Here is a 23,789-nt window from a genome sequence, read left to right as displayed (position 1 = left end):
CCAAGGGAGGAAACTCATGTTGAAATCACTCGCCACCATCGCAGGGATAAGTTTTGCAGTCGCCGCTGGAACGGCAGAGGCAGACGACATCCAGCCGCACCAGTTTAAGGTGCTTGGGACCTGGAGCAGTCTCAGCCAGTTCAAAAACTACGAAGCGCCGTTCTGGACCGAAACCTTGTCTGCAAACACCGAAGGTCAGATGAGCGGCGAAATCGTCTCCATCTCTGTCATGGGCCTGAAAGGGTACGAGACGCTCAACTTGCTACAAAACGGAGTATTCGATATGGGCAACATGGTTGTCGCCTATGTCACCGGATCGACGCCCGAGATGGAAGGCATCGATCTTGCCGGTGTAGCAACCGATATGGCCAGTGCACGTGCCAATGCCGATGCCTACCGCGACGTGATCAATGCACGTCTGGCGGAGCAGAACCTAATCATGCTGGCGCATTACCCCTTTGGTCGCCAGTTCGTGTTCTGCAAGGACGAGTTCGATGGCTTGGCCGGACTTGAAGGCCGCAAGATCAGGACCTCAAGCGCCACCCACGCAGACTTCTTGTCGGGCGCAGGGGCGACGAACGTGACGATTGCATTCGGTGAGGTTGTTCCTGCCATTCAGAACGGCGTCGTCGATTGCGCGGTCACTGGTGCGATCCCAGCCTATGACGCCAGCTGGCACGAGGTGATCAACTATGTTGGTGAACTGCCGATTAACATGGGCATGGCGGGGCTCTACGCGAACCTTTCCAAATGGCAGAGCATTGATGACGCATCCCGCTCCGCACTGGCCGAGCAGATCAGCAATTGGGAAGACACTACCTGGACGAACTATGTCACCGAAGAAAACGAGGGGTTGGCCTGTCTGACGGGTGATGACGCTGGTTGTTCCAAAGGTGATGCCGTCGGCATGAGCCTTATCCCGATGACCGAAGACGATAGCGCGCAGGCCAAAGGGATCCTGCAAAGCCATGTCTTCCCAGGCTGGCTCGACCGCTGCGGCGACGCGGACTGCGCAGGCCCGTGGAACGCCACGATCGGCGCCGCCAACGGTCTATCCATTCAGTAACGCGCCTGGCGGCACTGGCATGCTGGTGCCGCCATCCAACTTTGCAGGGGGTTTACCATGTTGATCCGAACACAAGGCGCGCTTGACCGTGTCTCAGAAATTGCCGTTTGGGTCGCAGGGGCGGCCCTTTTGATGACAGCTTTCATGGTGGGATTGGAAGTCATCATGCGTAAGCTTTTCAACGCGTCGCTTGGGGGCGCGGATGAAATTTCAGGCTATGTCTTCGCGGCAGCTACTGCCTGGTCCTACGCCGCAGTGATCAGAAAGAAAGGAAATGTGCGGATCGACGTTGTCTATAATCTGATGCCGCGCCCTTTGCGTATTGCATTGGACATTCTCAGCTTTCTCGCACTTGGCGCGCTGTTCGCACTTATTGGCTGGTACGGGTTTGAACTGGTCAAAGGAACGGTTGAAACCGGCCGTATCTCGGTCACGCCCCTGCGCACACCGCTTTCTATTCCTCAGATTGTCTGGATCAGCGGGATCGGACTTGCCCTGGCGATGTGGGTGTTGATTGCATTTCGTGTGGCAGGTAATGTGCTGCGCCGCAATTGGGATGCAGTCTCTGAGCTTATCGGCTCTGAAGGCATCGAGGGTGAAATCAAAGCGGAGCTGGTCGAGACGGAGGGCAAATCATGATCCTTATCGTCACGTTCTCACTTCTGCTTCTGTTCATCTTCCTTGCAATCCCGGTTGGCGCAGCACTTGGCCTGTTGGGTGTGGTGCTGGACGAGAGCTTTTCCATCATGCCTTTGCGTCGCGCCATTGGTGACATGATGTGGGAAAACTCGATCGAATTTCTGCTCGTTGCGGTGCCCATGTTTGTCATGCTGGGCGAGATCATGCTGCGCTCGGACATCGCTGAAAAGATGTATGATGCGATGGCAAAATGGCTGTCATGGCTGCCGGGCGGGCTAATGCATTCCAATATCGGTTCCAGCGCTATCTTTGCGGCGACGTCTGGGTCGTCCGTTGCCACGGCGGCCACCGTTGGGACGGTTGCGGTGCCGCAGATCGACAAGCGCGGCTATCACACACCCCTGTTTCTTGGCTCGCTTGCCGCCGGTGGGACACTTGGCATTCTGATACCGCCTTCCGTTGGCCTGATCATCTACGGGCTTTTGACCAATACATCCGTGCCCAAGCTTTACCTCGCGGGTATCCTACCGGGGCTGGTCTTGGCGGGGCTCTACAGTCTTACCATCGTCCTTCTGTGCCTCGCCAACAAAGGCTGGGGCGGCGAAAAGATCTCAATTTCGTGGTCTGAGCGTTTCGCGAGCCTGCCAAATCTGTTGCAGCCATTGTTCATTTTCATCGTGGTCATCGGCTCCATTTATGCGGGTTGGGCGACGCCAACGGAAAGTGCCTCTCTGGGCGTTCTTGCGGCACTCTTGCTGTCGTGGAAAAACGGCAAGCTGACACGGGATATGCTTCTGAAATCATTTGAAGGCACCATGCGGACAACAGCGATGATCATGCTGATCATTCTGGCAGCGGCATTCTTGAACTTCGTGCTTGCCGTCATCGGCCTCGCGGCCGCATTCCAAAGCTTTATCGAAGGCCTGGGCCTGTCCCCGTTTCAGGTGTTGTTGATCATTATCGCCATCTATCTGGTGATGGGGTGTTTCATGGAGAGCCTGTCCATGTTGATCACAACGACCCCCATTGTCGTGCCGGTGATCGTCGCCCTTGGGTACGATCCGATCTGGTTCGGTGTGGTGCTGATGTTGCTGCTGGAAACCGCTTTGATCACACCGCCGATTGGGCTGAACCTCTATGTTGTGCAATCCATCCGCCAAAGCGGACCAATCAAAGACGTAATCAAAGGGGCGATCCCGTTCGTCTTCGCCATGTTTGTGATGATTGGCCTTGTGATTGCATTTCCCTCGATGGCGCTGTGGCTGCCATCTCTTCTGTAAAAATTTGCGAAAGGAAAATCTCATGGATCTTAAGAATAAGACGATCATTATCACCGGCGGCGCACGCGGCATTGGTGCGGCCTTAGCCACTCGGTTCGCCAAGGAGGGTGCAAAGGTTGTTGTCGCCGATCTGGACGAAGGTGCTACGCGAGCAACCGCGGCCGAGATTGATGGTTTGGGTGTGGCATGCGACGTAACCAAGGAGGCCGATGTGCAGGCGTTGGTTAAGCGGGCAGAGCAGCACTTTGGCCCGGTGGACATGTTCTGCTCAAACGCGGGTGTGTGTTTGGGCGAGCCATCACATTCAGCCTCGGCCAGCAATGACACCTGGGGCCTTTGCTGGGACGTTCATGTGATGGCGCATGTCTATGCCGCTCGCGCGGTTCTGCCAGGCATGATCGAACGCGGGAGCGGCTATCTGCTGCAGATGTCTTCGGCTGCCGGGTTGCTGAGCCAAATCGGTGATGCGGCCTATTCTGCAACCAAACATGCTGCCTTAGGGTTCGCTGAATCCGTCGCGATCACCCATGGCGGTGACGGGATCAAGGTTTCGGTCATTTGTCCGCAATATGTGGCAACCCCGATGCTGGGGTATGCCGATAAAGGCGCATCAAGCGATCTGCCGGGTGTGATCACGCCAGAAGCACTTGCAGAAACCGTGGTTGAGGGTGTTGCGCAGGAAAGCTTCCTGATCTTGCCGCACGCGGATGTCGCGCAATTCATCCAATTCAAATCGGCCAACTACGACAAATGGCTGGGCGCGATGCGAAAACTGCGCAGCAAAATTGTAGACGAGATCGGTTCCACTGATCTGGAAACAATGCACAAGCTGGTGTGACGGCTGTGAGACCTCAACCTCGGCTTGAGACATTCGCTAACCAAAAGGTGAGCGTGAATGGGCAAGATATTTGCTTTAACTCCAACGGGATTGCGGTGACGTCGGAGCGACCTTCACTTGTACTGATTCATGGCTCGGGCGGGTCCAAGCTCGACTGGCCGCAGTCTTGGAGGAGTGTGGCGGCGGCGACAGCCCCTCTTGGCCTTCCGTCGTCGACGGCTGTTCTGCCCGGCCAGGGCGGGCAATCGCTGCATTCTTATCCAGTCTTTGCTATCGATCTACCCGGTCACGGTGGATCCTATGGCCAAAGCCTTAGTGATATCGACAGCTACGGTTCAGCGGTGTTCAGGTTCATTGAAGCGCTTGGTCTGGAAAACGTTTGCCTAGTGGGGCACTCAATGGGTGCCGGAGTTGTGTTGTCAGCCGCGCTGCAATCCAGCGAACGAATTTCCTCACTGTGTCTGATCGCTGGGGCTGCGCGAATGTCGGTCACACCCGATTTGCTGGAGGGATTAAAGAACCAGACCGAAAATACCGTCGCCGCCATCGCGCGCTCCTGTTGGCATAAATCGACGCCAGAGCACTTTGTGAAGACTACGCGGCAAAGGATGATGTCTGCTGGAGGAAACGTTCTGCTTGACGATTTCACTGCGTGTTCAAAGTTGGACTTGCGCGCAAAGTTGTCCGCGCTTCAAGTTCCGACATTGATTCTTGCGGCGCAGGAAGACCGCATGGTGAAAGCCACAGAAATCGAAGCCATGGCGCAAGCTATTCCAATGGCTCAACTTCAGATCTTCCACGCATGCGGACACTTCCTTCACGTTGAAATTGCATCGGAGATCGCAAAAAAACTTGTCGCCTTTCTGGGTGCACAGATTTGAGGCTCGGTTCCAAAAAAAGAACCGAATCCAGTTTTCACTCCCAACAGGTGACGGCTTTGACCTCGAGGAATTCCTCTAAGCCCCAAACGCCGCCTTCGCGCCCATTGCCGGACTGTTTCATGCCGCCGAAAGGGGAGCCCGCCCCACTGAATTTGCCATTCATTTCAACCATGCCAGAACGGAGTTGCCGCGCCACCCGGCGTGCACGGGCCTTATCAGCGGTCTGGACATAGTTGGTCTGGACATAGTTGGTCAGGCCGTAGGGCGTGTCGTTGGCCAATGCGATGGCCTCTTCTTCGGTATCAAACGGAGTCATGACCAGAACCGGGCCAAAGACTTCCTCCTTCCAAAGCGTCATGTCCGGTGTGACGTCTGCAAAGACGGTAGGTCTGACAAAGTAGCCTTGCTCCAACCCCTCCGGCAGGCCCAGTCCGCCCGCAACCCATCTTGCTCGCTCATCAAAACCGCGCTTGATCAGGAATTGGATCTTGTTGAACTGGGTTTTTGAGACAACTGGGCCGATCTGTCGACCTTCAACGTTTGCCGGTCCGACTTCAGTTTTTTCTGCAACTGAATGCGCGGTTTCGACGGCCTGTTCATAGATTGAGCGTTCAATCAGCATCCGGGTCGGTGCGTTGCAAGACTGGCCGGAATTATTGAAGCAATGGCGCACACCGCGTGTGGCCGCCTTTTCATCGGCATCGGCATCGGCATCGGCATCGGCATCGGCATCGGCATCGGCAAAGATGATGTTGGCGCCCTTGCCGCCCAGTTCAAGGCTGACGCGTTTGACGGTGTCTGCCGCGGATTTGCTGATCGCTACACCTGCACGTGTCGAGCCGGTGAAGCTGACCATATCCGCGTCCGGATGCGCGGTGAGGGCGCTGCCCACGCCTGCGCCATCTCCATTGACCAGATTGAATACACCTGGCGGAAAACCTGCTTCGTCAATCATTTCGGCCAGCAGCATGGCGCTGAGCGGTGCCTGCTCGGCGGGTTTCAGAACCATCGTGCAACCCGCTGCCAATGCAGGCGCGACTTTGAGCATCACCTGATTCATCGGCCAGTTCCAGGGGGTGATCAAAGCGCAGACGCCGACCGGTTCATAGAGGATCATGTCATTGGGCGCGTGGTCGCCCAAGCGCCGTTCGAAGGCAAAGCCCTTCGCCGTGCGGATGGTGTTTTTCAGATGCCCGGCTCCGGCCCCCACCTGAGCCGTCTTCGCCAAGGCAATCGGTACGCCCATTTCGTGGCTTATCGCCTGTGCCATTTCTTGTGCGCGAGACTTATAGATGTCCATTAGCCGTTCGAGCGCGGCGACCCTAGCCTCGGGTTCCGTGGTCGCCCAGTCCGGAAAGGCAGCTTTGGCTGCGGCAACAGCCGCATCGGCATCCGCATCACCGCCTAGCGTGATAGTTGCGATCTTCTCTTCGGTGGAGGGGTCTTCCACGGCCATCTCTCGACCGTCGATTGAGGTGACACACCCTGGCTTCCATTCACCAACCTTGTCAGAGATCTCTGCATCGAACGGGGGTTTGTCCCAAAGACCGGTCAGGTTGCGTACCTTCGGGATGAGTTCTTCACGTTTGTGCTGCTGGGCATGGGCGTCCTGATTTATCCAGAGAGCGTTGTGCGCGCGCGCCGGGCAGGGCTCAGCGCTGTGCGCATCCGGGATGTGGGAAAAGTGGTCGACATTTCGGCGGTTTGGCTCAAGGAAGCACACAATCCGGCACTTTATAGATTCCTCGACCTGTTGCCCAACGAGATTGCAGCATCCTGATGAGGGGAGACGCCGAAGTGCCTGCGATAAAGTCTGGAAAAATGGGATTGGCTGCTAAAGCCGCTGGCAATGGAAATTTCGATGATTGGCAACGCTGTTTGATGAAGCAATCGCCGCGCATGTTCGAGCCTCAGTTTTCTGTAGAATGCTTTTGGACTTGTAGACAAAAGCGCCTTGAAGAGACGTTCAAGCTGCCGCACTGAAATACCAACCGACAAAGCTATTTCTTGAACTGGAATAGGTTCCTCCAAGTTTGACTGCATAAGTCTGATTGCGCTTGCGAGCTTGGTGTTTCGCTTTCCTGTATGCAGGAACTCAGCAACCGACTGCTCTTCTTGCCCAGTCCTAACAGAGCCGCAAACAAGCCTGTCTGCCACCCAGTTGGCTATACTGCTGCCACTGTTTTCGGCGATCAGCTGCAACATCATATCCAAGGTCGCAGCCCCTCCGGCACAGGTCAGGCCTTTTTTGCCAATACAGAAGATGTTCTGCTCCAAATCCAAGTCTGGGCAAGTTTCGGCAATTGCTCCCCTGTATACCCAATGCGCAGCTACCGGTTCGTTCAAAAGTACCCCGGCTTTGGCCAAGGTGAAGACAGCGCTTCCCACCGCGCCTATGCGCGAACCTTTCCGGGAAACACTTCGCAACCAGGCCAGAACTGGCAAAGTAGATGCGTCGACGTATTCTTTGCCTCCCAGCACGATCACCGTGTCTCTTCTGCTGACCGGCATCATCGGACCATCCACATTCATGGACAAACCGTTAGACGTCAACACAGCGTTTCCGTCTTCACTGAACAGAGACCACGAATATCTGGGCGTCTGGTCAAACTGGTTAGCTTCATTCAACACGTCCAGCGCAGCACAAAGATCCAAGGAAGAGGACGACCTCAACAGTAGAAAAGCAAAGTGCGTGGAGACGGCCGAAGCCGCCTCTGGTTCGCAACTCCCGATGCGTGCTGTTGAAACGCCGGGCATGAAGGTCACTAATCTGCATTCGGTTTGGTTGGAATATTCACCAACTTGCCGCGCGGGATCAGGCGGTCGGCGTCATACATAGGCAGGGTGCAGAGCTCACCGCTCTGGGTGGACCCATCAGCACAGAGCACATCGACCTGCGTGCCGGGACCCCGCGCAGGGTCGTCCATGCGCACGATGCAGACACCGCAGCCCTGATAGGGCGAATAGCCCGAGGAGCAGACCAGGCCTGCGTCTTTGCCATCAATGGTCATGACGCGCCCAAGCTGAGCGACGCCGCCGGTAACCCGCATGCCCCAGGTGCGGCAGGATTTTTCTACGGACTCCAGCGCTTTGCGGCCAACAAAACCGCGATCATCAAATTCGACAAACCCGCCAAGACCCGCCTCGAACGGCGTCGTGTCCGCCCCGAAATCCGACCCGGCATTGAGCAACCCGGCCTCGATCCGCCGTGCCCGGAACACTGGCGTTCCGGTCAGCAGAATGCCGAAGGCAGCACCTGCCTCCATGATCTTGTCACCGATGGCGGGGATGTCAGTGTCGGGCAGCATGTAAACTTCCCAGCCTAATTCGTTGGTGAAGCCCGAGCGGCTGATCCAGCAGGCCTGCCCCGCGATGGAAACCTCGGCGCAGTCGAAATAGCGGAAAGGATCGGGCATGGGGCCGTCCAGCACAGCAGCCAGCAAGTCCAGCGACCGTGGGCCTTGAATCTGGCTGACCCAGACATTCGGGTCGTGGATTTTCACGTCCAGCCCTTCGGCGTGTGCCTTGTACCAACTGAACAGGTCGCCGTCGGCCTGCGCCATCCAGAACCTGTCTTCCGCAAGCCGCAGCAGCACCCCATCGGTGATCATGCCGCCATCGTGATAGCAGGCGAACTGATAGGAACAGCGCCCCGGCTTCACCTTGCTGACGCTGCGGGTGAACACTTTGTTCAGCAAGGTTTCGGCATCCGGCCCGCTGATCTCGATCGGCAATTCGCCGGTGTGACGCAAGATGACGTTGGTGCGCACGGCCCAATACATCTCGTCATCCGTGGCCGTGTCGAGTTTCTCCGGCGTCAGGCGCGAGTTGTAGAGCGTGTATTCGGGATCATAGGGCAGCTCCATGTAGCTCAGCGGATGTGCAGGCATGGTGCGGGCCAATTCGCGCGGGCGCGCGCCCTGATTGGGGAGCGCCTTAGCGACGAAGCGGAAGTGGGAAAGGTCAGTTGTCATATTGTTCACCGTTCAGAGTTGTTAGACGCCTGCGGGTGATCTTCGACAAGGACAGATGGGTGCCACGCATTAAGTTGGTAATATTGGACCAATTGCGCTCAGCGCAAATCTAATGATTTGCACAAGTCGTTCGAGAAAATTAGACAATAATCATGCGCTTTCGTTCTTATGATTCCCTCAAGACCTTTGATGCCGTTGCCCGCAGTCTGTCGATGACCAAGGCGGCGGACGAGATGCATCAATCGAAAGGGTCGATCAGCTACCAAATCAACAAGCTCGAAGCCGAGCTCGGGTTTCGACTGTTCGAGCGTGCACATGCAAAGCTCGTGCTGACAGAAGAAGGGCGTAGGTTGTGGCATGTGTCCCAAACAGCCTTGAGCCAGATCGACCGTGAAATCGAAGATCTGCGTGGTACCGCGTCAGGTGCCGTGACCGTTGGCGCACTGACCTATTTCTCGTCGCGCTGGCTATCACCAAGGCTCACTCGCTTCTTCGAGGCCAATCCCGGTATCAGCCTGCGGATCGAACCGTTCAACTCCGTCGAAATGTTGAGATCTGTCAAAGTCGATATGGCTATCCTCTGGGGAATTGGCGGCTGGGAGGACCACAAGAGCGAACTTCTTCTGTCCCTGCCTGCCGTCCCGACCGCCAACCGCGCTGTCGCAGAGCGGGTAACGCAGCTTGGATTGCCCGAGGCGGTCAGGCAGCTTCCGCTTTTGGGGGACAGCTCCGGCGATGCGGGTTGGCGGGCCTGGCACAAAGCCGCTGGGCTCGCTTACGCGCCCAGCCGGTCCAGCCTGACGATTCCGGACTCCAACAGCCGCGTTCAGGCGGTGGTGGATGGTCAGGGGATCGCCCTTTGGGATGATCTGATAACACCTGAATTTGACGACGGAACACTTGTCAGATTGTCCGATGTCAGGGTTGAAAACGCGGGGTACTTTGTCATTTTCACGGATCGGCCGATGTCTCAGGGTGCGGAGGCATTTTTGAACTGGTTGCGGGCTGAAAATGATCGCAGCTAGAGGCGGGCCTGAAATCCTGTGGACGTTCAGCTCATGAACGGCGGTTTTGGGGAAATTTGCAAGAACACCGCGCGCTCTGCGCCGAATTTACCAAGGTTTTCTGCGTCAGCGAAAGAGGCAAAAGCAAAAGGCGGGATTGTTCCGCAATTTTCGAATTCATGGTTTCAGATTTGCTGCGCATTGCATGAACGGCTGCTGTTTCCGCTGCCAGGCAGCATAAAATCTTTCGCCGCTTCGGAAAAATCTCTGCTGCGCGCGCATGCAGCGAAATTTTGACACTTCTGCAATGGGCTCTCTTCCGCTGTTCGCTACAATCTGTACCAATGACTGCTATCATGTGCTGCGTAGTCTAGAAAAGAAGCCTGGCTGCTTTGCTCAGCTATTGGTCGGGCTTTGTATCAGTCAGTGAGCGTGTGCCGTTATCATGGCCAATGCTGCATCATTGTCTTTACCAAGCCTGGCCGGAGTTACGGGGCAATGGTGGGCATGGTCTGGCCAATCTCAAAAAGGTGTTAGGGCTTCAATTCAAACACTATGATGCCGGAGAAGATGCACGTGCTGCTGCCGAAGTTACTTTGAAAGCAGAAGCTTCAATGGGGCGAAAAATCAGGCTGCTGAATGCTTCACGGCAGTTGATCTTTGATTTTCAGTGATGCGAGAGGGCGACTTCGTGGGCCGTAAGGCATCAAAACAACCATCAGCTCAAACTGAGGGCTCAAATTTCATGAGAAATAGTACTTAGACTTAATGTACATGCTATGTGTATTTTATGGGCGCCAAAGAGTAACATTCAAAGATGGGTCTCGGTTAAGGCTATGATTTGCATGCCAAAAGTGTTTACCAAATGGGCAAACTATGGGTCATTTTACAGTAGGGCTGCCCATTGCTCCAGACTCTGACGCCGCCAGGATGTTTCGTTTGGTCTTGAGTGAAGGGCGAAGCCTGATCGCGCAACGCAATCAGATTGAGGATCGTGCCGTCGAGCTGCTCAAGAACAACGACGACTACCAACTGCTGACATCCATCCCGGGGATCGGCCCGATCAATGCGCTGACCATCCTGGCGGAGGCAGGCGATCTGCGCCGCTTTCAGCATCACCGCCAGTTTCTAAAGTTCTGCGGTATGGATCTGGCAACCATCCAGTCCGGTACATTCCGAGGCCAGACCAAGCTGTCCAAATACGGCAACGCCCGACTGCGCCGCACGCTTTGGATGGCCAGCCAGGTCGCCATCATGCAGCGCACCAACCTCTTTCGAGACAAGTTCGAGCGTTACATCGCCAAAGATCGACAAAACACTCATTTGCGCCGAAAGGCGTATACCGCAATCGCCGCTAAAATGGCCCGAACCGTACACGGGATCATCAAACGCGGCGAACCCTATCGCCCTTTCTTTGAGGGGTGATCGGCAGCAGAAGGACCCTTCTCTGACAGGGCCTTAGAGGCGACCATTCGACCTCGCAGATAATGTTCAGGCCTTCTGCTCAACGACACAAAGATCTCGTCTTAAGGACGGTGAGAGCCGCAAGAGCGTACTCTGTGTTTGTTATGGGAGAGACACGTTGTTGACCAAAATGCCGAACTGACACACACTCAACCATGCTGGAGCACTTCAGCATGACCATGACCTGATGCCAAATCAGCCAATCATTCCGCGCATAGGACGTTGTCGCTGACCACCATGCAGGGATAGCCACGCACCCGGGCGATGTTGTCGAGCTCACGACCAACGCGCTGCCCGGACAGGGAGGTGTCCACGACCGTTGCCAGGCATTCCCAGCTGAAGTCGTCGATGACGCAAAGCACACGGAAGCGGCGACCGTCCGAGAGGCTGTCTGAGACGAAGTCCAAGGACCATCGCTGGTTGGGTCCTTGCGGGATCGCCATGGGCGCCCTCGTTCCAATCGCGCGTTTGCGGCCGCCGCGCTTGCGCACAGTCAGCCCCTCTTCACGATAGATCCGGTAAAGCTTCTTCCAGTTCACCTTCCAGCCCTCGCGGCCAAGAAGCAGGTGCAGTCGACGATAGCCGAAGCGCCGCCGTTCGCTCGACAGTTCCTTCAGCCTCTCTCGCAGCTCGGTGTCCGCAGGTCTGGTTGATCCGCGCCGATAGACGCGCGGATCGATCCCGGCCAGGGCGCAGGCCCGCCGCTGGTTGTAGCTCTTCTCTGTCATGGCCCAGTCCACGGCTTTCCGCCTTGCACCGGGCTTCAGAAGTTTTTTCCCAGCATCTCCTTCAGCGTGCCGACATCGAGCATCTGCTCTGCCAGCATCTTTTTCAGCTTTGCATTCTCAACCTCCAGCGCCTTCAGCCGTTTGGCCTCCGACACTTCCATGCCGCCATACTTCGAGCGCCACTTAATGGGATGGATGTCTCTCCCGCAATCAGCAACGCTGCGGGTGTGACGCAGTAGAATGGAGAGAGATATGACAGTCGCATTCATTGGAATTGATTTGGCCAAGAACGTGTTCCAGTTGCATGGAGTCGACGCTAACGGACAGGCCGTATTGAAACGCCGCCTCCGCCGAGAAGGATTACTCGCCGAGATTGCTGAACTGGAGCCCTGTGTCATTGGTGTCGAAGCCTGCACAGGGGCATTTTATTGGCAGAGGCAGTTCGAGGCGCTTGGCCATACGGTCAAGGTGATCGCGCCGCAGTATGTCAAGCCCTTCGTCAAGCATCAAAAGAACGATCAGAACGATGCCGAGGCCATCTGTACCGCCTTGATGCTTCCGAACATGAAGTTCGTGCCGACCAAATCAGAAGAACAACAGGATATTCAGGCCCTGCATCGGGCGCGCCGCCGCCTCGTCAATCACAGGACCGCACTCGTGAGCCAAATGCGGGACCTGCTGTTGGACCGCGGCATACCTATCGCTTTATCGACCGGACGGGCACGGCGGGCCATCCCAGAGATACTTGAGAACCAGACGAACGGGCTGAGCGCAATGAGCCGAGAGATCATTGGCGACTTGTTCGACTTCTTGGGACAGATTGATGCTCAGATCACAACCTTCGACCGCCGCATTGATGCAGTGTTCAAGTCCAATGAGGATTGCCGCCGGATCGCACGCATCTGCGGTGTCGGCCCAAAGACAGCGACCGCTGTTGTCGCAGCCGTGGGCGATGGCCGTGAGTTCAAGAACGGCCGACATCTGGCCGCATGGATGGGGCTGGTTCCACGGCAGCACTCAAGCGGCGACAAGAGGCTACTCATGGGGATCAGCAAACGCGGAGACAGACATCTCCGAACCCTTCTGATCCATGGTGCCCGATCAGTAGTCCGTGTAGCGCAGCGAAAGACGGACCCCTTCAGTCGATGGGTCAACAGCCTTCGCGAACGACGCGGTATGAACCGCGCTATCGTCGCCGTGGCCAACAAAAACGCCGGGATCATCTGGGCCATGCTGAACAGAAACGAAGAGTTCCGCGCCCACGCTTAAGCACGCAACAAGGATTGCAAGAAGATCAATGAAATGAACCGACCGGCAAACTCCGGTGTGTGAGGAACCTGGCTTTTATAATGGCCTGCTGAGGCCGACCATTTGTTGAGGCTCACCACGCGGAATTCCCATTTGGGCGCACCATCGAAGGGTGACGCCGGATAGATGTTTGCAACCTGGGACCTGGCGGTGGAACAAATCAGCGAAAATCTTGCAAAGGGAGAGACATCCATAGATGTAAAACGTGCCATCGCTGATGCCGTGCTTCCGGCAGAGCTCTTTGGCGCCCATCCCGGCTTGGTGCTCCTTCAGGACCCCAATGATCTGCTCTTCGCTGAAACGGCTCTTCCGCATCGTCTGTCTCCTCGTTTGGAGAACAGGCTAACTTCAAACCGCGGACTTTTCAGGGCAGCAGGTCAAAAGAGCCGCCCTTCGCCGCAGGTGCCGCCAAAAATCATCATCGAACGGCAGCCAGCTCAATCACAAAGGTCATGTGAATTTCAGCGGTGCCCGGTTGCAAGCACGAACAAATCCGCCCGACTTCCGGAGCGGAAGTTCACATCTTCGTTGGCGATCAAAATAGCACTGCACACACGTTGGAGCTGGCCGAACGCTGCAGGAGATCTTCGCCAAAACGGACACAGCTAGTGGTTCGGATCACGCGCACTGGCCCGAAGTCCGTGCAGGACGCTATCCAAATCGTCAACGAATGTTGTGAGATCTAGACACCCTCTCTCTAAGACCGTCAGATCAGACAGAATCTGCGGGTCGAGCGTCTCGTCGTTACGGATCAATGCCTTCATACCACGAGTTTTCTTGATTGAATTCTTCAAGATATCCCGGATATCTGGTCCACAAGTGAGCATGAATCGCTGAACGACTTTAGCGACTTCGCGATTAACCATCTTGCTAGCGGAAATTTCAGCATAGAGCATGCGCCGTTCAACCGCAGTCGCAACCGATTTTGTTAACGAAGCCACTGTTAGCTCTTCCTTTACGAGATAGTCGGCACATCCATTCCGCATCGCATCCATTGCGATTTTAAGATCGTTGGCGCCGGTGACCATAATCGGAATCGCCCCGGACTGGTCTTCATGTGAGATGACCATATGGAGTGCGTCCAGTCCGCTATCACGTCCTAGGTTGTGATCCAGGAACACAATGTCGAAGGGTTCTTGGTCCAAAAGAGACCGTAGTTGGCTCAAGTTTTCCGCTTCTGAATATTCAAAACTCATCCCCGACTTCTCACAGATACGAATCAAACGCATTCTGTCCACGTTATCGTCATCCAGCGTCAGAACCTTGAGACGTGTTTTGCTAACAGCTGTCCCCTCAATGCCGATTTCAGTCCTGAGGTGCGATGGTAGTAGATCCCGATTTCCGAGAGGTCGATCTGACGTCATGACGTGGATTCCCTATTTAGTGGCGAGAGGCCTGTCTCAGTTGCGATCAGCGCTAGAGCATAGTTCTGTTTGAGTAGGATCGACCGATTACATCCGGTCAGGTTTGATGCAAGTCAGAAGCTAGGCTGCATTCATGGGTGGTTCACAGATGTTCCAATAGCCTCTAATAGTATCCAGTATGCTATGCATGCCGGCCTTTCCATGCGGCTTAACAATGTAGCCGTTTACTCTCTCGCTATAGGCTTTGGCGATATCTCGAGCGCTGTCAGATGTTGTGAACATAAACACCATGCTTCCAGAGTCCCTTTTGTTCATCCGTAGTTTTTGCAGAAACTCATGTCCATTCATACGAGGCATGTTGACATCGAGCATTATGAAATAGGGTCTAGGAATATTATCGGCGTCGATAATTTCCAGCGCCTCTACACCATCCACTGCTCTGATTACAAATGCATCCGGATCAACTTTTGACAATGCACGTTCGACCATCATTGCATCGAGATTATTGTCTTCTACCAGAAGGATGTTCATTTGACGTTTCATCTTAGGCTACATTCTCCAACTCAATTTCAGCCTGCATTTGGTTCTTCGGCCAATCGAACTTGAACTCTGCGCCGTGCCCATCGGATGAACTTAGCCAGATGTCAAATCCATTCCGCTGAATGGCCTTCTTCACAATCGCAAGACCAATCCCCGTGCTCTCCGGTCCAGATCCCACCCTAAGGGTCTGAAAAACAGCGAATATTTTTTCATGAAACTCTGCGGGAATTCCATCTCCGTCGTCTTTGACAGCGACGCGCAGGTGCTCTCCGAGATCTTCAATCGAAACCTCTATTCTGGCAATGCGCGGGTTAGGGTGATACTTCAGCGCGTTGCCAATGAGATTTTCCATGACACGCCGAAAGTTGTGACTGTCATAGCGTATAAACTCTACATCCGAACTGCACTGCACTGTAGTGGCATCAACTTCAAAATCGGCAACGCAATCCTCGATAAGTTTGCTCACCGACAAGTGCTCTCCAGCGTCACTATCGCGATGCCCAACGCGCGAGAACTCCATAATCCCCTTGGTGAGGTCGTTCATTCGACTAACTCGTTCTCGAATCATGTCTATTTGAGATTTGATTTCCGGGTGTTTCGCAAGCGGGCCAATTATTTCCTCAAGGTCTTCTTCTATCACATCTGCCAGGAAACCTATCCCTCGCACTGGTGTTTTCAGATCATGAGAGGCAACATAGACAAATTGCTCAATTTCGGCATTCGCCTTTTCAAGGTGGTCGGTCTTCGTCCGAAGCTCCTTGGTGAGCTCCTCGGCATAACGATGTGCCTGTTGATTTGAACGAGTTAGCATTACCAGCATGGAGATCACCAGAATCTCGATGATCAATCCTCCTGCGAGGATCAAGTTCGGCTGATCAAAACTGTTTTGCGCCCTGAAAGCCTGATTGGTCCTCACATCGACTGTCCATATCCGGCCGTACATGTCCAACTCGACTGTATCTGTGAACAATGGAGCGTCGTCGTGAAGGGGTTCGTCCGGATCATGTTCATTGTAAATAAGCTGTTCGCCATCGCGTAGGCTGAAACGGACATCGCGGAGGTCCTTGGAGAGCAGTCCTTCGACGAGCTTGCGCACCACAAAGGGCGCATAGACCACGCCTGCAAAACGGTCTCTACGCTCGCTCAAAGATGTTGGTGCTGCGCCTGAGTAGAACGGCGTGTAGAAGAGAAAGCCAGGTGTATGACCGCTATCCTGCACGAGGAAAATCGGACCAGTAATCTGTGCTCCACCAGAGTCTCTGCTTGCCAGGAGACCGGTTCGTCTGTTGGTTTCATGGGCAACGTCCAGCCCGACTGCAGCGGCATTGATGTTTTCGGGCTCGATAAAGGTGATCGGCAGCAAGAAATCGAGGTCATGTTCAGGGAAAATTGAGAAGTCTCTCTCCTCGCTTTCCCGCGCAGTCATATAGGCTTGGAGGTTCTGTCTATCCACGAACTGGATAAGGCCGATGCCATTCACACCAGGATATTTTTCCTCAATGTTGAGAGAGGACGCGAAGTGCTTCCAGCTTGCTGCGGTGACATCCGCGCCTAACGTATCGACGTGGGCAACCCCCGACCAGAGAGCGTCCTCGTACCGCGACATTCGGTCTACAATGAGATCTATTGTGCGGTTTTTTGAGGCCTCAAAACGAGACTCAATCTGAAGATTTACCTGCTGCTTGGAATACAACCAAGCTCCGATGGTCATCATCAAGGATAGACTGACTACCAGAACATGAAGAGAGGAAATCTTACGTTCCTGAACATTAGCTGACGTCATGTAGGCACCTCATCAAGGTAGATCTACCATACCAGCGCAAATCTACAGCAACACACTCTGAGATATTTCTCCACGAAAGTTATTAACTATCGGTGTGTTTCAGCCATTTATCCCGTCATTTAGCGTGTGCGCTTCGTGACACAGAAACTGAAAACGCAGATTTCACACACCGATGGCTCCCGCATACCGGCGTCTTGGTGGAATTCAGCTGTGACTGAACGATGTAGTTAGCAAAATAGCGTCTTCCGCTCGCACTATGGCAGCACCAACACCGCTCCATTTGGCAAAGGGCTAGCGTAATAACACCGAGCATCGGCGCTCCACTTTCACTTGAGTGGGGCGCGGTATCTCACCCCTCGGGTCCCTGACCCGAATGACCTGTATGGAGGTATGTGGACCCCGCCTAATTGCAACGGTCTGTTTTGGCTCTACATCGGAGGTCGCGATTCCTGATGTATATCGGGCTTCTTAGGGTCAGGATTCATAACCAGTAAATGACGAGAGCCGCGAGGGCGATGGCTGAGAGGAACACCTTCGGGCATCGATCATAGCGGGTCGCGACGCGCCGCCAGTCCTTGAGCCTGCCGAACATGATCTCGATGCGGTTGCGCCGCTTGTGTCTCCTTTTGTCGTATTTGACCGGTGTCTTGCGTTTCTTCCGGCCTGGGATACAGGCGCGTATCCCCTTGTCCAGCAACGCTTCTCTGAACCAATCGGCGTCATAGCCACGATCCCCGAGTAGCCATTTGACGTTTGGCAGACCACTGAGCAGCGCGCGTGCGCCGATATAATCGCTGACCTGTCCGGCGGTGACGAACAGGTCGATTGGTCGTCCCTGACTGTCGCAGATGGCATGCAGCTTGGTGTTCATACCGCCTTTGGTTCGACCAATCAGGCGACCACGCCCCCCTTTTTGGCGGCCATGCTGGTCGCTGTTCGGTGGGCCTTGAGGTATGTCGCGTCGATCATCACGGTCGTCTTCTCGCCGTGTTCCGCCGCCAGTCCGGCCATCATCCGCGCGAAGATGCCTTTCTCGCTCCAGCGCTTCCAGCGGCTGTAGAGCGTCTTGTGCGGGCCATATGCAGCAGGAGCGTCACGCCACCGCAAGCCATTGCGATTGATGATGATAATCCCGCTCAGCACCCGCTTGTCATCAACCCGGGGCTTCCCGTGTGACTTGGGAAAGAAGGGAGCCAGACGTGCCATCTGCGCGTCGGTCAGCCAGAAGAGATCGCTCATGTCATCGCTCCGTTTTCGGAAGCGTGAATCACGCAGCGCAACAGAAATCAATGCATCCTGACCCTAGGGCAGCCCCACCATCATCCAAGCGAAAACACATGTCTCACTCCAGCGCTTCCAGCGACTGTAGAATGTTTCCGGAGCCACGGTCCCCTTCAACTGTGAGGGCCATAGGCGCTAGGAGCATCGCGCCACCTTAACCCATTGCGGTTGATGAAGATAATACCCGCTTAAAACACACTTATCTTCAACTCGAGGCTTGCCATGAGACTTCGGATAAAAAGGTTCCAGACGTGCCATTTGCTCGTCGGACAGCCAAAAAAAACCGCTCATAATCACCGCTCTGTTTTCCGGCGCGTGAAACACGCAGCGTGGCCGAAATCAGTGAATTCTGACCCTAGCTGTGTTGGCTTTGGTGATGTAAACGCCCCCGACGGCATCAATTTGCCAAGGTGGGTCTGCAACGATCCACATAGGAGAGCGGTTGAGGCACGGTTCAGGGCGCGTCTGACAGGCGCGCAGCATCAAGAGCGGCCTCCGACCCGACCTGCAACGTCGCCACCGTCTCTTTGATGCATTCTTCCAGAAAGCGTGCCGCGGGCGAGATAGACGAATCGGCCTTACGCAGCAGGTGAATTTCGCGCCGCGCCGTCGCATCCGCTAGCGGACGAAACACCAGTTCACCCACAGCTGCAGCCGATATGGCCATTTCCGGCAGCAGTGTGACCCCGATTTTCGCGCGCAGCATGCCAAAGATCGAGGTCAGGTTCTGCGCCGTCAGTAGCGCCTGCGCATGCAGGTCCCGCGCAGCGGCCGCTTCGATCCCGGCCGAGAGGCTGTTGGCAATCAGGCGATGTTCGGCCAGCTCTGCCCAGCTCACTGGCCCATCCTGCTGCGCCAGTGGATGGTCAGGTGCGCAGATCACCCCAAACTCGTCCGACAACAGCAACTCGCTGTGAAGCCCCGCATCATGTTTGCCCTTGGTGGCAATGCCAATGTCTATACGATTGCGCGACAGCTCATGCCGGATAGAGCTGGAGTCCATGTCGCGAACCTCGACGTCCACCTCCCCGAAGTCGTTGATGTAGCGCGAAAACACCTGCGGAATGATGGTGCCTGCAACCGAGGGCACGGTTGCGATCCGCACCCGCCCGTAGACGGCGCGGGCATATCCCTCGATGGCGCGCACGGTGGTGTCGAAATGCTGAACCTCCCGCTCCGCCTGCTCGAGCACAAAAGCGCCCAAGGCCGTCAGCCGGTTCTTCCGATCCGTCTCGAACAGCGGTTCGTCCAGATGCGCCTCTAGCTGTTTCAACATCATCGACAGGGCCGAGGGAGTTCTGCCCAGAACCTCTGCCGCGTCGCTCAGGTTGCCGCTGCGGGCCACGGTCACATAGGCGCGCAAAGTCTCAATTTTGAGCATGGTTTTGCTCCTGAATTTCAGCAAATCTGAAATTTACTTAAGAACTTTAAGTTTGCCTGAATGAAATCAGCGAGTCCATACCGGAGAAAACGGACTCCTGACAAGGCAAGACATCCATGAGAGAGATTCAAAAGAACCTGATTGCAGGCGAATGGCAGGCTGGCGAAGGCGAGATCGAGAACCGCAATCCCTCCGACCTCTCCGATCTGGTCGGGCTGTTTACCCAGGCCAGCAGCGATCAGCTTGATGCGACGCTGGCGCATGCCCGCAGCGCGCAGCAGGAATGGGCCGCCTACGGGATGGAACGCAAACAGGCGGTGCTGATGGCGATCGGCACCGAGCTGATGACCCGGGCCGAAGAACTCGGCACGTTGCTCTCGCGCGAAGAAGGCAAACCGCTGGCCGAGGGCAGGGGCGAGATCTATCGCGCCGGTCAGTTCTTTACCTACTACGCTGCCGAATGCCTGCGCCAGTTGGGCGAGAACGCCGACTCCGTTCGTGCTGGTGTGGAAATCGACGTGCGCCGCGAACCCGTCGGCACCGTGGCGATCATCAGCCCGTGGAATTTCCCCACCGCCACCGCCGCGTGGAAGATCGCGCCGGCGCTGTGCTATGGCAATGCCGTGGTGTGGAAACCGGCCAATGTGACCCCGGCCTCTGCCGTGGCCCTGACCGAGATTATCGCGCGCCAGGATATTCCCCGGGGGCTGTTCAGCCTCGTTATGGGCGCTGGCCGCAGCATCGGCCAGAGGCTTGTTGAAAGCCCGCAGATCGACGCGATTTCCTTTACCGGCTCGGTGCCGGTGGGCAAGGGCATCGCGGCGGCGGCAATCCAGAACCTGACCAAGGTGCAGATGGAAATGGGCTCCAAGAACGCGCTGGCGGTGATGGACGACGCGGATCTGGACCTGGCTGTGACGCTGGCCGTTGGCGGCGCATTCGGCGGCACCGGTCAGAAATGCACCGCGTCTTCGCGCCTTGTGGTCCATGAGGCCGTGCACGATGCCTTTGTTGAGAAACTGGTAGCCGGCACCCAAGCGATGACGGTCGGCCATGCGCTGGAGCACGGCACCCAGATGGGCCCGGTGGTGAGCAAGCAGCAACTGACCGACAACCTCGCCTATGTGGATCTTGGCCGTTCCGAGGGCGCGGAACTGGCCTGCGGCGGCCAGCGGCTGGAGAGGGCAACCGAGGGCTTCTACATGTCGCCGGGCGTGTTCCTGAACACCACCAACCAGATGCGCATCAACCGCGAAGAGATGTTCGCGCCGCTGACCTCGGTCATCAAGGTCGCAAGCTATGACGAGGCGCTGTCGGTGGTGAATGACACCAACTTCGGCCTGACATCGGGCATCGTGACCCGCTCGCTCGCCTGCGCCACCCATTTCCGCCGCAACGCACGTACCGGCGTGGTGACCGTGAACCTGCCGACGGCGGGCACCGACTACCACGTGCCCTTTGGCGGGCGCGGTGACAGCTCTTACGGGCCGCGCGAACAGGGCAAGGCCGCGGCAGAGTTCTACACCACGGTCAAGACCGCCTACATCAGCGCCGGGCCTGTGTAATGCGGATCGACGGCCTGCAATATGCCAACTGGTCGGAAAAGATCTTCCGGCAGCTGCGCGAAGGTGGCGTGGACGCGATCCATGTCACCATCGCCTACCACGAGAATTTCCGCGAAACGGTGCTCAACTTTGAGAAATGGAACCGCTGGTTCGAGCAATTTCCGGATCTGATCCTCAAGGGGCAGACAGCCGCCGATATCGACACCGCCCGAGCCACCGAACGCACGGCCGTGTTCTTCGGATTCCAGAACCCAAGTCCGATCGAGGATGATATCAGCCTAGTGGAGATCGTACACACCCTAGGCGCCCGCTTCATGCAGCTGACCTACAACAACCAGTCGCTGCTGGCCTCGGGCTGCTACGAGGACGAGGACACCGGGCTGACCCGCATGGGCAAGCAGGTGGTGCGGGAGATGAATTGTGTCGGCCTGGTGGTGGACATGAGCCATTCCGGCGATCGCTCCACCATCGCGGCGGCAGACCATTCCGACCGGCCCATCGCAATCACCCATGCCAACCCGCATGCTTGGGCCCCGGCGCTGCGCAACAAGCGCGACGACGTCATCCGTGCGGTTACGGAAAACGGCGGCATGTTCGGCTTTTCGGTCTACCCGCATCACCTGAAGGGCAAATCGGAATGCAGCTTGCAGGACTTCTGCGAAATGGTGGCCCGCACCGCCGAACGGTTCGGCGCGACGCAACTCGGGATCGGCACCGACCTGTGTCAGGACCAGCCCGACAGCGTGGTGGAATGGATGCGCGTGGGCCGCTGGACCAAAGAAATCGACTATGGCGAGGGGTCAAAATCCGCGCCTGGTTTCCCGGACATGCCCGAATGGTTCCGCGATAACCGCGACTTTTCCAATATCGAGCGCGGCTTGCGCGCCACCGGCCTAAGCGAGGCGGAGGTGGGCGGCATCATGGGCGGCAACTGGTATCGCTTCTTTTCTGAAAACTTTGGCCCCAAAACAACAACATAACCGGTCGAAGAGGACAACTTGCCCGCGCGGCAGACGCGGCACGGGCGGACAACGGGAGGGACTTATGTCCGACGCAACACAAGACGAAATCAAAAAGGACAGCCGCGTGAACGTGCCGCTGTTCCTGATCTCCGGCGGTTTTATCGCACTGTTCTGCCTGGCGGCGCTGATCAACCTCGACGCGCTCTCGGCAGCGGTCGACTGGGGGTTCAACATCGCGGCCACCTACTTTGGGCTGTATTGGCAGGTGCTGCTGCTGGCGACCTTCCTGATCGGGCTGGTGCTGTGCGTTCTGCCTGGCGGGCGGGCGATCATGGGCGGGCTTACGGCACCGGAATTCACCACCTTCCAGTGGGGGTCGATGATCATGTGCACCCTGCTTGCGGGCGGGGGCGTCTTCTGGGCGGCGGGAGAGCCGATTGCCCATTTCCTCTATTCGCCGCCGCTTTATGGCGCCGAAGGCGCGACAGAGGCCGCGGTGAACCCGGCGATCGCGCAGAGCTTCATGCACTGGGGGTTCCTTGCCTGGGCCATCCTCGGCTCGCTGACCACGGTGATGCTGATGCATTACCACTATGAAAAGGGACTGCCACTCGCGCCTCGTACACTGCTCTACCCGGTGTTCGGCGACAAGGCGATCCACGGCCCCATCGGGCTGATTGCTGACGCATCTTCCATCATCGCGGTGGTGGCCGGGACCGTCGGGCCGATCGGCTTTCTTGGTCTGCAAGTCAGCTATGGTTTTAGTGATCTCTTTGGTCTGCCCGACAGCTTTGCCACTCAGTTCGCGGTCATCGCCGGATTGGTCACGATCTATACCATCTCCGCAATGACCGGTTTGTCGCGTGGCATCCAGATGCTTTCAAAGATCAACGTTGTGCTGGCTGCTCTCTTGCTGCTGTTCGTGCTGGTAGCCGGGCCGACCACGTTCATCTTCGGCTCGTTCTTTTCCGGATTTGGCACCTATGTCGGCAATTTCTTCCAGATGGCCCTGTTCCGCGGTGAAGCGGGCGTGTTCGGCGATCCCGGCTGGCTTGGTTGGTGGACAGTGTTTTTCTGGGGCTGGTTCATGGGTTACGGACCGCTGATGGCGATGTTTATCGCCCGAGTCTCCCGTGGGCGCTCTATCCGCTCGATCATCCTCATGCTCTCGGTGATTGCACCGATCGTGACCAATTTCTGGTTCACCATTGTCGGCGGCACCGGCATCGCGATGGAACTGGCGGAACCCGGCACCATCTCTGCCGCCTTCGAAGGCTTCAACCTGCCCGCCGCTCTGCTGGCGATCACCACCAACTTGCCGATGGGCTTTGTGATCTCGGTCCTTTTCCTGATCCTGACCACCATCTTTGTGGCCACCACCGGCGATTCCATGAGCTATGTGATCTCCGCCACCATGAGCCGCGACGACACGCCGCCCACAGCCGTGCGGGTGTTCTGGGGCGTTGCCATGGGTGTCATGGCGGTGATCCTGATCTCCGTCGGCTCTGGCGGTGTCTCCAAGCTACAGAGCTTCATCGTGGTAACGGCGGTGCCGGTGTCGCTGCTCCTGCTGCCCTCGCTCTGGGATGCGCTGCGCATCACGCTAGCTAAAGGCAAAGAAAGCTGAACCTTTGCCCGGGCGCACCTGCGTGCCCGGGCGTCTATCCTGGCTGGAGGTGCTCCGGTCGACATACACACGGACTCTATCGACGCACACCCATTTTAAAGGCT

21 protein-coding genes and 4 pseudogenes are annotated in these 23,789 nt (G+C 56.5%); 14 read left to right on the top strand and 11 right to left on the bottom strand.

Annotated elements, in window-relative coordinates; translation table 11 throughout:
- Positions 1–16: 16 nt before the first annotated feature.
- From R1T40_RS21540 to R1T40_RS21520, 5 genes are read left to right on the top strand one after another with little or no spacing between them, the layout of a single operon-like run.
- Complete coding sequence (locus R1T40_RS21540; RefSeq protein ID WP_102875625.1) at positions 17–1,066, top strand: TRAP transporter substrate-binding protein; 1,050 nt, start codon at positions 17–19, stop codon at positions 1,064–1,066.
- A gap of 57 nt (positions 1,067–1,123) precedes the next feature.
- The gene (locus R1T40_RS21535) at positions 1,124–1,705 is read left to right on the top strand and encodes a TRAP transporter small permease subunit (protein WP_102875624.1); all 582 of its coding nucleotides are present in this window, start codon (positions 1,124–1,126) and stop codon (positions 1,703–1,705) included.
- Positions 1,705–2,985 carry a TRAP transporter large permease gene (locus R1T40_RS21530; RefSeq protein WP_394805046.1) on the top strand — a complete coding sequence of 427 codons (1,281 nt, stop codon included), beginning with the start codon at positions 1,705–1,707 and terminating at the stop codon, positions 2,983–2,985. The genes R1T40_RS21535 and R1T40_RS21530 overlap by 1 nt, the downstream gene beginning before the upstream one ends.
- Before the next feature lie 22 nt (positions 2,986–3,007).
- Positions 3,008–3,823: an SDR family oxidoreductase gene (locus tag R1T40_RS21525; protein WP_317387185.1), complete on the top strand. Its 816-nt coding sequence runs from the start codon at positions 3,008–3,010 to the stop codon at positions 3,821–3,823.
- A 53-nt stretch (positions 3,824–3,876) separates the two neighbouring features.
- Positions 3,877–4,704 carry an alpha/beta fold hydrolase gene (locus R1T40_RS21520; protein WP_158526391.1) on the top strand — a complete coding sequence of 276 codons (828 nt, stop codon included), beginning with the start codon at positions 3,877–3,879 and terminating at the stop codon, positions 4,702–4,704.
- 34 nt (positions 4,705–4,738) lie between these two features.
- Here R1T40_RS21520 and R1T40_RS21515 read toward each other — a convergent pair whose 3' ends face one another.
- Complete coding sequence (locus R1T40_RS21515) at positions 4,739–6,160, bottom strand: aldehyde dehydrogenase family protein (protein ID WP_317387184.1); 1,422 nt, start codon at positions 6,158–6,160, stop codon at positions 4,739–4,741.
- Between the two features lie 66 nt (positions 6,161–6,226).
- Between R1T40_RS21515 and R1T40_RS22325 the strand changes: the two genes are divergently transcribed.
- Positions 6,227–6,484 (top strand): LysR substrate-binding domain-containing protein, encoded by a 258-nt coding sequence (locus R1T40_RS22325; RefSeq protein WP_102875619.1) that lies wholly within the window; start codon positions 6,227–6,229, stop codon positions 6,482–6,484.
- Here R1T40_RS22325 and R1T40_RS21510 read toward each other — a convergent pair.
- Both R1T40_RS21510 and R1T40_RS21505 read right to left on the bottom strand, forming a co-directional pair.
- Positions 6,439–7,461 carry a GlxA family transcriptional regulator gene (locus R1T40_RS21510; RefSeq protein ID WP_123619117.1) on the bottom strand — a complete coding sequence of 341 codons (1,023 nt, stop codon included), beginning with the start codon at positions 7,459–7,461 and terminating at the stop codon, positions 6,439–6,441. The two genes, R1T40_RS22325 and R1T40_RS21510, sit on opposite strands and share 46 nt — an antisense overlap.
- Before the next feature lie 8 nt (positions 7,462–7,469).
- On the bottom strand, positions 7,470–8,678 hold the full coding sequence (locus tag R1T40_RS21505) for an aminomethyltransferase family protein (protein WP_317387183.1): 1,209 nt from the start codon (positions 8,676–8,678) through the stop codon (positions 7,470–7,472).
- A gap of 152 nt (positions 8,679–8,830) precedes the next feature.
- Here R1T40_RS21505 and R1T40_RS21500 point away from each other — a divergent pair, with 152 nt between their 5' ends.
- From R1T40_RS21500 to R1T40_RS21485, 4 genes and pseudogenes are all read left to right on the top strand, one after another.
- Positions 8,831–9,703, top strand: a complete 873-nt coding sequence (locus R1T40_RS21500) for a LysR substrate-binding domain-containing protein (RefSeq protein WP_317387182.1) — start codon at positions 8,831–8,833, stop codon at positions 9,701–9,703.
- Between the two features lie 33 nt (positions 9,704–9,736).
- Positions 9,737–9,979: a hypothetical protein gene (locus tag R1T40_RS21495; protein ID WP_102875615.1), complete on the top strand. Its 243-nt coding sequence runs from the start codon at positions 9,737–9,739 to the stop codon at positions 9,977–9,979.
- A 95-nt stretch (positions 9,980–10,074) separates the two neighbouring features.
- The gene (locus R1T40_RS21490; RefSeq protein WP_394805045.1) at positions 10,075–10,356 is read left to right on the top strand and encodes a 3'-5' exonuclease family protein; all 282 of its coding nucleotides are present in this window, start codon (positions 10,075–10,077) and stop codon (positions 10,354–10,356) included.
- A gap of 214 nt (positions 10,357–10,570) precedes the next feature.
- A pseudogene (locus R1T40_RS21485) lies at positions 10,571–11,133 on the top strand (transposase); the annotation flags it as partial.
- 234 nt (positions 11,134–11,367) lie between these two features.
- Here the strand turns inward: R1T40_RS21485 and R1T40_RS21480 are convergent.
- Positions 11,368–12,059: pseudogene (locus R1T40_RS21480) on the bottom strand (IS3 family transposase); the annotation flags it as partial.
- Positions 12,060–12,126: 67 nt separating this feature from the next.
- Between R1T40_RS21480 and R1T40_RS21475 the strand changes: the two are divergent.
- Positions 12,127–13,143, top strand: a complete 1,017-nt coding sequence (locus tag R1T40_RS21475) for an IS110 family RNA-guided transposase (RefSeq protein ID WP_317387181.1) — start codon at positions 12,127–12,129, stop codon at positions 13,141–13,143.
- Positions 13,144–13,380: 237 nt separating this feature from the next.
- On the opposite strand, the pseudogene R1T40_RS21470 reads toward R1T40_RS21475, so the two are convergent.
- From R1T40_RS21470 to R1T40_RS21440, 7 genes and pseudogenes are all read right to left on the bottom strand, one after another.
- Positions 13,381–13,497: pseudogene (locus R1T40_RS21470) on the bottom strand (transposase); the annotation flags it as partial.
- Positions 13,498–13,787: 290 nt separating this feature from the next.
- Positions 13,788–14,546: a response regulator gene (locus tag R1T40_RS21465; protein WP_106165742.1), complete on the bottom strand. Its 759-nt coding sequence runs from the start codon at positions 14,544–14,546 to the stop codon at positions 13,788–13,790.
- Between the two features lie 120 nt (positions 14,547–14,666).
- Positions 14,667–15,077 (bottom strand): response regulator, encoded by a 411-nt coding sequence (locus R1T40_RS21460; RefSeq protein WP_317387180.1) that lies wholly within the window; start codon positions 15,075–15,077, stop codon positions 14,667–14,669.
- Between the two features lie 13 nt (positions 15,078–15,090).
- Positions 15,091–16,869, bottom strand: a complete 1,779-nt coding sequence (locus tag R1T40_RS21455; protein WP_317387179.1) for a CHASE domain-containing protein — start codon at positions 16,867–16,869, stop codon at positions 15,091–15,093.
- Positions 16,870–17,350: 481 nt separating this feature from the next.
- Positions 17,351–18,108, bottom strand: a protein-coding gene (locus R1T40_RS21450; RefSeq protein ID WP_317387178.1) for an IS5 family transposase whose coding sequence is annotated in 2 segments (ribosomal slippage) — positions 17,351–17,784 and positions 17,784–18,108 — 759 coding nt in all. Because the reading frame shifts where the segments join, the coding sequence is not laid out codon by codon here.
- Between the two features lie 69 nt (positions 18,109–18,177).
- Positions 18,178–18,441 (bottom strand): annotated as a pseudogene (locus R1T40_RS21445) (transposase); the annotation flags it as partial.
- A gap of 163 nt (positions 18,442–18,604) precedes the next feature.
- The gene (locus tag R1T40_RS21440) at positions 18,605–19,531 is read right to left on the bottom strand and encodes a LysR family transcriptional regulator (protein ID WP_106164978.1); all 927 of its coding nucleotides are present in this window, start codon (positions 19,529–19,531) and stop codon (positions 18,605–18,607) included.
- A 116-nt stretch (positions 19,532–19,647) separates the two neighbouring features.
- Here R1T40_RS21440 and R1T40_RS21435 point away from each other — a divergent pair, with 116 nt between their 5' ends.
- The 3 genes from R1T40_RS21435 (at position 19,648) to R1T40_RS21425 (ending at position 23,685) form a co-directional block, all read left to right on the top strand.
- Positions 19,648–21,096 carry an aldehyde dehydrogenase family protein gene (locus R1T40_RS21435; protein WP_317387177.1) on the top strand — a complete coding sequence of 483 codons (1,449 nt, stop codon included), beginning with the start codon at positions 19,648–19,650 and terminating at the stop codon, positions 21,094–21,096.
- Complete coding sequence (locus R1T40_RS21430; protein WP_317387176.1) at positions 21,096–22,076, top strand: membrane dipeptidase; 981 nt, start codon at positions 21,096–21,098, stop codon at positions 22,074–22,076. The genes R1T40_RS21435 and R1T40_RS21430 overlap by 1 nt, the downstream gene beginning before the upstream one ends.
- Before the next feature lie 64 nt (positions 22,077–22,140).
- Positions 22,141–23,685, top strand: coding sequence for a BCCT family transporter (locus R1T40_RS21425; protein ID WP_106164981.1), 1,545 nt, complete (start codon positions 22,141–22,143; stop codon positions 23,683–23,685).
- Positions 23,686–23,789: the final 104 nt, after the last annotated feature.

Source organism: Tritonibacter scottomollicae, from assembly GCF_032924845.1.
Lineage (GTDB): Bacteria > Pseudomonadota > Alphaproteobacteria > Rhodobacterales > Rhodobacteraceae > Epibacterium > Epibacterium scottomollicae.
The sequence above is the reverse complement of the archived record's forward strand: the minus strand, read 5'-3'. Positions and strand labels throughout refer to the sequence as shown.

Excerpts from the sequence above, each read along its gene's own strand:
- R1T40_RS21525 (WP_317387185.1), top strand. The coding sequence starts at position 3,008 with ATGGATCTTAAGAATAAGACGATCATTATCACCGGCGGCGCACGCGGC.
- R1T40_RS21515 (WP_317387184.1), bottom strand. The coding sequence starts at position 6,160 with ATGGCCGTGGAAGACCCCTCCACCGAAGAGAAGATCGCAACTATCACG.
- R1T40_RS21510 (WP_123619117.1), bottom strand. The coding sequence starts at position 7,461 with ATGCCCGGCGTTTCAACAGCACGCATCGGGAGTTGCGAACCAGAGGCG.
- R1T40_RS21460 (WP_317387180.1), bottom strand. The coding sequence starts at position 15,077 with ATGAACATCCTTCTGGTAGAAGACAATAATCTCGATGCAATGATGGTC.
- R1T40_RS21435 (WP_317387177.1), top strand. The coding sequence starts at position 19,648 with ATGAGAGAGATTCAAAAGAACCTGATTGCAGGCGAATGGCAGGCTGGC.
- R1T40_RS21500 (WP_317387182.1), top strand. The coding sequence starts at position 8,831 with ATGCGCTTTCGTTCTTATGATTCCCTCAAGACCTTTGATGCCGTTGCC.
- R1T40_RS21505 (WP_317387183.1), bottom strand. The coding sequence starts at position 8,678 with ATGACAACTGACCTTTCCCACTTCCGCTTCGTCGCTAAGGCGCTCCCC.
- R1T40_RS21425 (WP_106164981.1), top strand. The coding sequence starts at position 22,141 with ATGTCCGACGCAACACAAGACGAAATCAAAAAGGACAGCCGCGTGAAC.
- R1T40_RS21475 (WP_317387181.1), top strand. The coding sequence starts at position 12,127 with ATGACAGTCGCATTCATTGGAATTGATTTGGCCAAGAACGTGTTCCAG.
- R1T40_RS21495 (WP_102875615.1), top strand. The coding sequence starts at position 9,737 with ATGAACGGCGGTTTTGGGGAAATTTGCAAGAACACCGCGCGCTCTGCG.
- R1T40_RS21430 (WP_317387176.1), top strand. The coding sequence starts at position 21,096 with ATGCGGATCGACGGCCTGCAATATGCCAACTGGTCGGAAAAGATCTTC.
- R1T40_RS21535 (WP_102875624.1), top strand. The coding sequence starts at position 1,124 with ATGTTGATCCGAACACAAGGCGCGCTTGACCGTGTCTCAGAAATTGCC.
- R1T40_RS21465 (WP_106165742.1), bottom strand. The coding sequence starts at position 14,546 with ATGACGTCAGATCGACCTCTCGGAAATCGGGATCTACTACCATCGCAC.
- R1T40_RS21540 (WP_102875625.1), top strand. The coding sequence starts at position 17 with ATGTTGAAATCACTCGCCACCATCGCAGGGATAAGTTTTGCAGTCGCC.
- R1T40_RS21440 (WP_106164978.1), bottom strand. The coding sequence starts at position 19,531 with ATGCTCAAAATTGAGACTTTGCGCGCCTATGTGACCGTGGCCCGCAGC.
- R1T40_RS21455 (WP_317387179.1), bottom strand. The coding sequence starts at position 16,869 with ATGACGTCAGCTAATGTTCAGGAACGTAAGATTTCCTCTCTTCATGTT.